Origin of the sequence: Myroides sp. C6-3, from assembly GCF_050522425.1 — a bacterium.
Taxonomy (GTDB): domain Bacteria; phylum Bacteroidota; class Bacteroidia; order Flavobacteriales; family Flavobacteriaceae; genus Flavobacterium.
Genome location: NZ_JBMVQP010000077.1, coordinates 1 through 2,351 on the forward strand (window position 1 = coordinate 1; position 2,351 = coordinate 2,351).

Sequence of the window (2,351 nt, forward strand, 5' to 3'; positions counted from 1 at the left end):
TTTTTTATCTGGCTGTATCCTCCAAGACTAAAGCTCAATGCTGCACTTAAAAGACCCAGTTGTATGATCTGTTTTACCATCTTTTTTTCCTTTTAGAAGAACCTTGGCGCAGTGATGCGCTTAAAGCCGTTAAACAATGTAAAACGCATAAAAATCTCGTGTGAGCCTGAGTTGTAATTCGCCAGTTTGGTCGTTTCAGCATCGTAGCTATACCCTACAAAGATGTTCTCCGAAACTTGGAATCCTACTAACCCACTCACCGAAGCATCCCAACGGTAAGCAATACCGGCAGTAAACTTATCAACAAACATAAAGTTCGCAGATACGTCTGCTTGTAAAGGGGAGCCTTGCTCGATTTTTACCATCGCTGCGGGTTTGAATTTGATGTCGTTTGTCAAATCAAAAACATAACCTCCCGTTGCATATACGTGCACTTTCTCGCGAAGGGTTTTAATGTCGTTGTCGTTGTAACGAGAACGAGTCAACAAATTAGGCGCAGATAAACCTACATAAGCCTTATCAGAGTACAAGAACAAACCCGCTCCGATATTAGGCGTAAACTTATTCTTGATATCGCTCTCCGCTACTGGATCAGAAGGATTGTAAATGTGCAACTTGCTGTAGTTGACATCCAGTAAGTTAGCCGATCCCTTTAATCCAAAAGCCAACTTATAATTGTAATTCAAATCAATAGCGTAAGATAAATCTACCGATAAGGTATTGTCGTCCATCACCCCTAAATGATCATTGACAAAGTTCACTCCTAGCCCCAAGCCTGAATCCCCCAAAGGAGTATTCACCGACAAAGTAGCCGTTTTAGGTGCTCCTTCTAAGCCGACCCATTGGGTGCGGTACAAGCCAAAAATGTTTAATCCTTCATTACTCCCCGCATAAGCAGGGTTGATGTTCGAGTGATTATACATGTATTGTGTATACTGTGGATCTTGCTGCGCATAGGTTGGCAGGACGCCAAAAAAACCTATACTAACAAGAGCTATCTTTATTGTGTTTCTTAGTTTCATCTATTTGAGATTTAATTCGTCTCCAAATGTAAATTAGCGGCTTTCTTAATCATGCGACTGCCATTGGAATCTTGATATTCATACGTAACTACATAGTAGTACGTACCACTTGGCAATTTCTTATTCTTATCAACCGTAACACGACCTTCGGAATATCCTCTAAATACGTTAGAACTTCCATCGCCTTGTGGATCATATCCCTTTGTCTCGTATACTTTTACTCCCCAACGGTTGTAAATCTCTACAGTATTATTCGGATATTTATTGATGTTGTCGATGATAAAGTAATCGTTTTTACCGTCGCCATCTGGCGTTACCAAGTTGTAAATAACGATATCCCCATCCAAGATCCAATCTTTCTTAACAGTAGCTAAGGTGAAAAATCCGTACCCTTTAACTGCTGATACTGTCGTAATTTCTTTACTTGACATATCCACGACTCCTCCTTCATCTACCCACAGTTGCTGTTGGGCATCCCAACGAGCAATGTGCAATTCATTTTCTGGATCAACCAACATCGATGCTAAAGTCGTGCGTTCATCCCAACTCAACGTCAATAAGATATCGCTCTTGGTATCACTGCCGCGGTCTATCAACCAGTATTCGCTGGTATTAAGTTCTTTGATTACCCCTACGGTAGTAGGACGAGCCGTGAAAAAAGCGTCGTCTTTTGTGCGGTATTCTCCAACAAATGCATCCGTTTTGAGCTCTGGAGCTGAAATACGCGCATAGCGATACATCTCTTGGTCCCCTTTTGGATATTGAAAAGGCTCGTTCCCGATTTTCTCTACTTGACCTTCTGCATGAGAAGCATCACTCACATGAATCGCTTTAGCGCCTTGTTGGAAGCTCAGCATCCCTTGTGACAATTTTTCGCCAGGTAATACCGTTGGGTCTACCTTGATAATGCCATCCTGAAAATCAACCGTACCGTAAACCTCTAGGTTGTTCTTCAAATCAAAAGCCATGGTCTTAGTACCATTGTTCAACTCAATATCGTGAAATTCTGACAGTTCAGATCCGCTGATCAATTGAGAGCCCGTCTCATTTTCGTAACGCGTGAAAATCGCTTTTCCCGTTTTGCGGTCCGTCGTGAAAGAATAATACCCATCGTTGTTGAAATCGCGATAGTAATACACCGAACCATCGTTGCTGACTTTTGCTCCTTTTTGATTGTCAAAATCGTACAAGGTAGAGATAACCCCACCCGTTGCAACCGATATTTGACCTTGATTGACAAAAGACTCCTTCGAGGATTGAGCATAAACTGCGCTACTAGCTCCTAGTAAACCTAGGAAGAGTAAGCGGTTGCTATATATTTTTTTCATA

2 protein-coding genes are annotated in these 2,351 nt (G+C 41.8%); both read right to left on the reverse strand.

The window, feature by feature from the left end; all coding sequences use genetic code 11:
- Positions 1 to 92: 92 nt before the first annotated feature.
- Entirely contained in the window at positions 93 to 1,022 is a 930-nt protein-coding gene (locus tag ACPDG9_RS15905) for a PorP/SprF family type IX secretion system membrane protein (RefSeq protein WP_430528679.1), read from the reverse strand.
- An 11-nt stretch (positions 1,023 to 1,033) separates the two neighbouring features.
- Positions 1,034 to 2,350 carry a gliding motility-associated C-terminal domain-containing protein gene (locus ACPDG9_RS15910; RefSeq protein ID WP_430528680.1) on the reverse strand — a complete coding sequence of 439 codons (1,317 nt, stop codon included), beginning with the start codon at positions 2,348 to 2,350 and terminating at the stop codon, positions 1,034 to 1,036.
- Between the last annotated feature and the right edge of the window lies 1 nt (position 2,351).

What these genes read in the sequence shown, in the direction of transcription:
- ACPDG9_RS15905 (WP_430528679.1), bottom strand. Translation starts at nt 1,022, where the DNA reads ATGAAACTAAGAAACACAATAAAGATAGCTCTTGTTAGTATAGGTTTT.
- ACPDG9_RS15910 (WP_430528680.1), bottom strand. Translation starts at nt 2,350, where the DNA reads ATGAAAAAAATATATAGCAACCGCTTACTCTTCCTAGGTTTACTAGGA.